The 585-nt window shown below is 42.7% G+C and carries 1 protein-coding gene; it reads left to right on the plus strand.

Annotation, left to right across the window (positions count from 1 at the left end; all coding sequences use genetic code 11):
* Positions 1–8: 8 nt before the first annotated feature.
* Positions 9–585, plus strand: a 577-nt coding sequence (locus R8O10_RS26435; protein ID WP_318192126.1) for a sigma-54 factor interaction domain-containing protein, incomplete at its 3' end; no start/stop codon positions are given.

The raw sequence follows: 585 nt of genomic DNA on the forward strand, positions 1-585 counted from the left end.
GCGCTTGTATCCACGAGCTTCGAAATGCCATTAAAAAGTACGCGCAATGTGACGCGGAAGTACTCATACAAGGTGAAACTGGTGTGGGTAAAGGGTTATGTGCTCGATTGATCCATCAGTTATCTAGTCGGCGCTCATCACCCTTTGTAGAGGTCAACTGCGGTGCGATTCCAAGTGGCTTGATTGCTTCCGAACTTTTTGGCCACGAAAAAGGTGCATTTACAGGTGCCATTTCTGACCGGATTGGTTTTATTCAAAAAGCACACAAAGGCACTTTATTTCTCGATGAGATTGGAGATATGCCTTCGGATCTTCAAATACATCTCCTTCACTTTTTAGAAAGCAAACAAATACACAAAGTAGGTGCGGATAAATTTATCGATGTTGATTGTCGTGTGATTGCCGCCAGCCACGTGGATTTAAAAAGCGAAGTCGTACAAGGAGAATTTAGGGAGGATCTATTTTATCGACTCAATATATTACCGCTGACCATTCCTCCACTTCGAAAAAGAGGCAAAGACATTTTGATGCTGTCTGAGCACTTTTTAGCAGATTTATCTCATGGTCAAGTACACAACATGTCCG

This window comes from Vibrio sp. 1727 (assembly GCF_033344415.1).
Taxonomy (GTDB): domain Bacteria; phylum Pseudomonadota; class Gammaproteobacteria; order Enterobacterales; family Vibrionaceae; genus Vibrio; species Vibrio alginolyticus.